The organism is Agromyces binzhouensis, from assembly GCF_004135055.1.
Lineage (GTDB): Bacteria > Actinomycetota > Actinomycetes > Actinomycetales > Microbacteriaceae > Agromyces > Agromyces binzhouensis.
This window is the reverse complement of record NZ_SDPL01000206.1, coordinates 1-5,515: the sequence shown is the minus strand read 5'-3', so window position 1 is coordinate 5,515 and position 5,515 is coordinate 1. Positions and strand designations below refer to the sequence as shown.

The following is a 5,515-nucleotide window of genomic DNA, read 5'->3' as shown; positions in this document are numbered from 1 at the left end:
GCGGATGCGGCCGTGCGCAGCACGGGCGGGGACACGAGGTCGTGCTCGATGCCGGCGAGGCGCTCGGACCTCGCGCGCAGCGCCGACGTCAGGTCGAGCGGCTCGAGTCCGAAGGTCGCGTCGCCGAACGCGAGCGCGGGTGCGCCGACGACGGCGCCCTGCACGATGAGCGTGACCTCGGCGATGCGCCGCTCGTCGCGTTCGGCCTGGGCGATCGCGCGATCGACGACGACCGCGAGCGCATCGAGCGGTGCGGCGTGGGCCGGCCGCGGATCGTCGTCGACGATCGCGACGGGCTCCTCGTAGCGCGCGAGCTCGGTGCCGTCGAGTTCGGCGATCGTGGCGATGGCGTCGTCCGCGGCGACTCCTGCCGTGAGCAGCAGACGGTCGGCGACCGCCAGTCGCAGTCGGCCGTGGCGCCCGTCGCTCCCGGTGTCGGGGTCCACGAGCACGCCGGCCTCGACCATGCGGGTGACGAGCCCGGCGAGGGCGGTGCGGCCGAGGCCGGTCGCGCCGACGAGTTCGACGCGCGTGGCGCTGTGGTTGACGACGAGGTGGTCGATGATCCGCGCGGCGTGGTCGGCGCGCCCTCCCCGGTCGGCCGCGGCGCTCTTGGACGGAGTGTGGGCTGCGGTGGCGCCGGGCTGCGTCATTGCGCCAGCATGACGGGTCGGAGCGGCACGCGAGAAGTGCCCCGTTCGGGGGTCTCGGATGCCGACCCCGCACGCTCGCGATCCCTCCGCGCGCCCTGCTCCGTGAACGGTCGATCCGTGCAGTGCAGGCCGGATGCCGCCGTGCCGCTGCCGCACGGATCGACCGTGCGTGCGTCACCGGCGCACGGGCTCGGCCCGGCGTCCGGTCGACTAGCGTTGGGGGATGACGAAGCCGGCTCCGATCGAGGACGTCCCGATCGGCGGCGAGGGCATCCGCCTCGGGCAGTTCCTGAAGTTCGCCGGCCTCCTCGACTCCGGCGGAGACGTGAAGGAGGCCGTCACCGGCGGCCACGTGGCAGTGAACGGCGAGGTCGATCGGCGACGCGGACGGCAGCTGGTGCTCGGGGACATCGTCGGCTTCGACGGACGCAGGGTTCGCGTCTGCCCGTGAAACGGGCCGACCGTGAGCAGCTTCCCTGCGCACGCCGCTGTTGAGCTGGTCACGGTCGGCCCGGTGTCCGCGGCGGCGGGGCTTCACGCCGCCGGTCCTGACGCGGTCCCTACTGTCGAAGGTCCTGTCGAAGGTCGGCCGCCTCGGCACCGGCAGGGATGGCGGCGGGGGTCCGGGGCCACGTCCAGGCGGAGCGGAGGATGAAGGCCAGGATCAGCAGCTCGAGTCCGATGGAGAGGCCGTAGAAGGCGGCCCAGTCCCAGGTCTCCCCGACCGCGTTGAACACCGTGACGGGGATGTACAGCGATGCCACGACGAGGTTCGTGGCGCGGTTCACGCGGGCGGGAAGCGCCATGGAGAGCAACACCATCAGGGCCGGGATCGCGATCAGTGCGAGGAACGCGGTCATCAACGCCGGGCTGATGTCGAATTCGAAGACGACGCCGGCGAGGAGGTCGTCGATGGTGCCGGGCTTGTAGAGGTGGTAGTAGTCCACGTAGATGTAGAGGAACATGAAGCTGGTCCACGCGGCCGCGAGCTTGGCCCGCACGGGGATCGGCGGGTCGGCGAGCGCGTTCGGGGTGTTCGTTCGGATGGTCATCGGTCCTTCTTTCGAGAGGTTCGGTTCCTGGGCCGGAGCGGCGGCAGGTCTGGGCGTGCGGACGCACGGTCGGGTCGTTCTCGTCGGTCCGGTCTTCAGACGGTGATCACGACCTTCCCTCGGGTGTGGCCGGCCCCGACGTAGCGGAGGGCGTCGGGTGCTCGGTCGAGGGAGTAGGTGCGGTCGATGACGGGCCTGACCTTCCCGGTCCTGAGCAGGTCGGCCAGCGTGAGCAGGTCCTGGCGCTTCTCGACCGAGGTGAAGGGCTTCAGGCGCTGCCGGGTGAATCCGGACCGCACGCGCGCTGCGACGATCCGTCCGATGGGGCCGAGCCAGCGGCCGCCGCGTCCGCTGTTGGGGATGAGGGTGCCGGTGGGCGCCAGCGCGCGGCGGACGGCCGCCAGCGGGTGGGCTTCCACGTTGTCGAGGATGACGTCGTAGCGCTTCCCGGCGCGGGTGAAGTCGGTCCTCGTGTAGTCGACGACGTGGTCGGCACCGAGTGCGCGGACCGACTCGACGTTGCGGGTGCTGCACACGCCCGTCACCTCGGCGCCGAACGCCTTGGCGATCTGCACGGCGAAGGAGCCCACGCCGCCCGACGCGCCGGTGACCAGCACCGTCTGGCCCGGTCGAACGTTCGCGACGTCGCGCATCGCCTGCAACGCCGTCATGGCAGACGTGGGCACCGCTGCCGCGTCCGCGACCGACAGGCCGGCGGGCACGGGCACGAGGTGGTCCGCCGGGACGCAGGCGTATTCCGCGAGCGTTCCGGTGGTGCTCCAACCGAACACCTCGTCGCCGGGGCGGAGCGCCGTGACATCCTTCCCGACCGCCGCCACCACGCCGGCGAGGTCCCTGCCGGGGATGCCCTGGCGCGGTCGGCGGAGCCCGAAGACCAGGCGCACCACGTACGGCTCCCCGGTCATGACGAAGACGTCGCCGGGATGCACCGAGGCCGCGCCGACCCGGACCAGCACCTCGCCTCGACCGGGGACCGGGATCCCGACCTCGGACGACTCGAGCACCGAGGGCGGGCCGTAGCGGTGCTGGACCACGGCCCGCATGGTCGCCCCAGCCGGATCCGCCACCGGCACCGGGCGTGGTCCGGCATTCGATCGCTGTTCGATTCCCATGGAATCCTCCTCACCTCCGAGCCGCGACCCTCGCTGGCTCGTACACCGTACGTCGTACGCTGTACTATGCGCGTACGCTGTACGATTGTCAAGCCGTTCGAGCCATCGAGGAGACCCGTGTCTGCGAAGGAACAACGCCAGGTCGCGTCGGACGCGGGGCTGAGCAAGCAGCGAGTGGTGGTCGAAGCGGTCCGGCTCGCCGACCGCGAGGGGGTCGACGGGCTGAGCATGCGCCGGCTGGCCGTCGCGCTCGGCGCGGGAGCGATGTCGCTCTACCACTACGTGGCGAGCAAGGACGAGCTGCTGGACGCCATGATCGACATCGTGTTCGAGGAGATCGAGCTCCCACCCGAGGACCTCGACTGGCAGTCGACGATGCGACGGCTGGCGGTCTCCACCCGGGAGGTTCTCGCCCGTCACCCGTGGGCGATCGGCCTGATGGAGTCGCGGACCTCGCCGGGGCCCGCCAACCTGCGCCACCGCGAGGCGTTCACCGCCTGCCTGCGAAGGGCGGGCTTCTCGGTCGTGACGGCGACGCACGCCAACTGGCTGCTCAACAGCTACGTCTACGGGTACGCCCTGCAGGTCGCCAGCCTGCCGTTCGACACCGCCGACGAGCTCGCGGAGATGACCGAGGACGTCTACCTGCCCCAGCTTCCTCCCGACGAGTTCCCCTACCTCAACGAGTCCGCCGCGGCGCTCGTCGCCGCCGGCTACGACCCGGCGGAGGAGTTCGACTTCGGCCTCGACCTCGTCCTCGCCGCCCTCGAGCCCCTCAGGGACCCCGCGTAGCGACGCTCACCGACCGGCCACCGTGCCCCGGCCGCCTCAGTCGATCGAGCAGCGCGGGTCCGACGGCGCCGCAGGCTGCCGGCACGAGATAATGGAGGATGTCCTCCTCCGTCGAAGTCCGCTCGAATCCGACTGCGTGGGCCGCGTTCTGGATCGCGCTGGCCGGCCTCGTGCTCATGCCCATACCGCTGTTCATCGGGCTGATCCTCGGGGGCGGCCTCTCGGTCGTCGCCGCGATCCTCGCCGTGATCGCCCTCTTCAAGGGACTCGCGCGCAACGGCACGGGCATCGCGCCCGTCGTCTTCGCCGCGATCTTCATCGCACTCACCTGGGGCGGCATCTCGGTCGGCGGCGGCACCGTCTGGTAGGTCGACGGGCCCGGGGTCGACCGTGTTCCGCGTGATCCAGCGGCACTCCGGCTGACCAGCCCCTCAGACCCCCGCGATCGGCCGCGCCGAGGCGTACGCATCGGGCATCGTGGCGATCGTCGCACCGTACAGCCGTGCCGGGAACGCCTCGCCGGCGGCGGTGGGCCACGCGGGGTCGGCGCCGCGGACGAACGCGACGACGTCGGCGTGCAGGCGGTCGGCGAGACCCTGCGGCGGCCGCACGCCCGCGACCGCGGGCACGTGCCCCTCCGCGAGCACGTCGAACAGGAAGGGCACGTCGAGGCAGTGCACCGCCGCTCCGGAGACGGGTGACCGCCACGAGAACCGGTAGGCCCACGTGGCGGCGGGCGCCGCGCCATTCGTCGCCGCCACGGTCGCGCCGAGTTCGCGGGCCGCGACCGCCCGCACGAGCGGTGCGCGGAAGACGTGGTCGCTCACGTACCGGCCGAGCACGGCGGCCGTGCCGTGCAGCCCCTCGCGGCGGTTCGCCTCGAGCCATTCCGAGCGGCGCGGTTCGACGAGGCCGAGGCGCTTCAGTGCGGCCTTCCGCGACACGAGCCGCAGGCTCCCCTCGGAGGCGCGGAACGCCGACGAGAACTCGTCGTCGGTGGTGCCGACGACGAGCGGCACCCCCGCGCCGACGCCCGAGGCGATCGACGAGAGCGTCTTCGCCGGCACCAGGCGGCCGTCCACCACCGGCCCGAGCGGAAGGCCCTCCGCCACGAGGTCGGCGCCGCCGCCACGGGCTCCCCGCGGCGGCCGCAACGCCTCGCGCTGGAGCTGGCGGACGCGCTCCTCGGACACCGATCGCATCCCGTCGAGGTCGGGTCGGATGCCGCCGAGCTCGCCGATCCGGCGCGCAAGCGCCTGTGCGCGCTGCGGCGACACGTCGGCGAGGGCGGGGGAGGCCGCCCATGCGCGGTGGAAGAGCCCCTGCGCGCGCGGCATCCCGAGCAGGGTGAGCACTGCGCCGCCGCCCGCGGACTGCCCGGCGATGGTCACCCGCCGCGGGTCGCCGCCGAACGCCGCGACGTTGTCGCGCACCCACTCGAGTGCGAGCAGCCAGTCGAGCACGCCGCGGTTCGCGGGCGCCCCGTCGATCCAGCCGAATCCGTCGAACCCGAGCCGATACGACACGTTGACCGTGACGACGCCGTCGCGGTTGAAGGTGCGTCCGTCGTACCAGGGGCTGGCAGGCGAGCCGGCGACGTATCCGCCGCCGTGGAACCAGACCAGCACGGGCAGGCCCGCGGCGCCGGCCGAGTCCGTCGGCCCGTCGGCTGCCGCGGCCTCCGACGGCGACGGCGTGAAGACGTCGACGTTCAGTGTCGCCTCACCGGGCACCGACGGCTCCGGGATGATCGTGACCCCGGGGTCCCCGCGCTGCGGCGTGGGTCCGTGCTCGAGCGCGTCGCGCACGCCCTCCCACGCGCGAGCCGGCTCCGGCGCGGCGAAGCGGAGCCCGCCGACCGGCGGCTCGGCGAACGGGATGCCGA

7 protein-coding genes are annotated in these 5,515 nt (G+C 72.8%); 3 read left to right on the top strand and 4 right to left on the bottom strand.

Going from position 1 to position 5,515, the window contains the following annotated elements; all coding sequences use genetic code 11:
• Positions 1-653: hypothetical protein (locus ESO86_RS10750; RefSeq protein ID WP_207207096.1), on the bottom strand; the 653-nt coding region annotated here is incomplete at its 3' end.
• 223 nt (positions 654-876) lie between these two features.
• Here ESO86_RS10750 and ESO86_RS10745 point away from each other — a divergent pair.
• Positions 877-1,104 (top strand): RNA-binding S4 domain-containing protein, encoded by a 228-nt coding sequence (locus ESO86_RS10745; RefSeq protein WP_129234892.1) that lies wholly within the window; start codon positions 877-879, stop codon positions 1,102-1,104.
• Positions 1,105-1,213: 109 nt separating this feature from the next.
• Here ESO86_RS10745 and ESO86_RS10740 read toward each other — a convergent pair whose 3' ends face one another.
• Positions 1,214-1,705, bottom strand: coding sequence for a DUF6326 family protein (locus ESO86_RS10740; RefSeq protein WP_129234890.1), 492 nt, complete (start codon positions 1,703-1,705; stop codon positions 1,214-1,216).
• Positions 1,706-1,800: 95 nt separating this feature from the next.
• Positions 1,801-2,769, bottom strand: coding sequence for an NAD(P)-dependent alcohol dehydrogenase (locus ESO86_RS10735; RefSeq protein ID WP_242492323.1), 969 nt, complete (start codon positions 2,767-2,769; stop codon positions 1,801-1,803).
• 186 nt (positions 2,770-2,955) lie between these two features.
• Between ESO86_RS10735 and ESO86_RS10730 the strand changes: the two genes are divergently transcribed.
• Together ESO86_RS10730 and ESO86_RS10725 are read left to right on the top strand one after the other, a co-directional pair.
• A complete protein-coding gene (locus ESO86_RS10730; protein WP_129234887.1) occupies positions 2,956-3,630 on the top strand; it encodes a TetR/AcrR family transcriptional regulator in 675 nt (224 codons plus the stop codon).
• Positions 3,631-3,728: 98 nt separating this feature from the next.
• On the top strand, positions 3,729-3,998 hold the full coding sequence (locus tag ESO86_RS10725; RefSeq protein ID WP_129234886.1) for a hypothetical protein: 270 nt from the start codon (positions 3,729-3,731) through the stop codon (positions 3,996-3,998).
• 63 nt (positions 3,999-4,061) lie between these two features.
• Here ESO86_RS10725 and ESO86_RS10720 read toward each other — a convergent pair.
• Positions 4,062-5,515: carboxylesterase/lipase family protein (locus tag ESO86_RS10720; protein ID WP_129234885.1), on the bottom strand; the 1,454-nt coding region annotated here is incomplete at its 5' end.

Coding starts and splice junctions, on each gene's coding strand:
- ESO86_RS10735 (WP_242492323.1), bottom strand. CDS start 2,769: ATGCGGGCCGTGGTCCAGCACCGCTACGGCCCGCCCTCGGTGCTCGAG.
- ESO86_RS10740 (WP_129234890.1), bottom strand. CDS start 1,705: ATGACCATCCGAACGAACACCCCGAACGCGCTCGCCGACCCGCCGATC.
- ESO86_RS10745 (WP_129234892.1), top strand. CDS start 877: ATGACGAAGCCGGCTCCGATCGAGGACGTCCCGATCGGCGGCGAGGGC.
- ESO86_RS10725 (WP_129234886.1), top strand. CDS start 3,729: ATGTCCTCCTCCGTCGAAGTCCGCTCGAATCCGACTGCGTGGGCCGCG.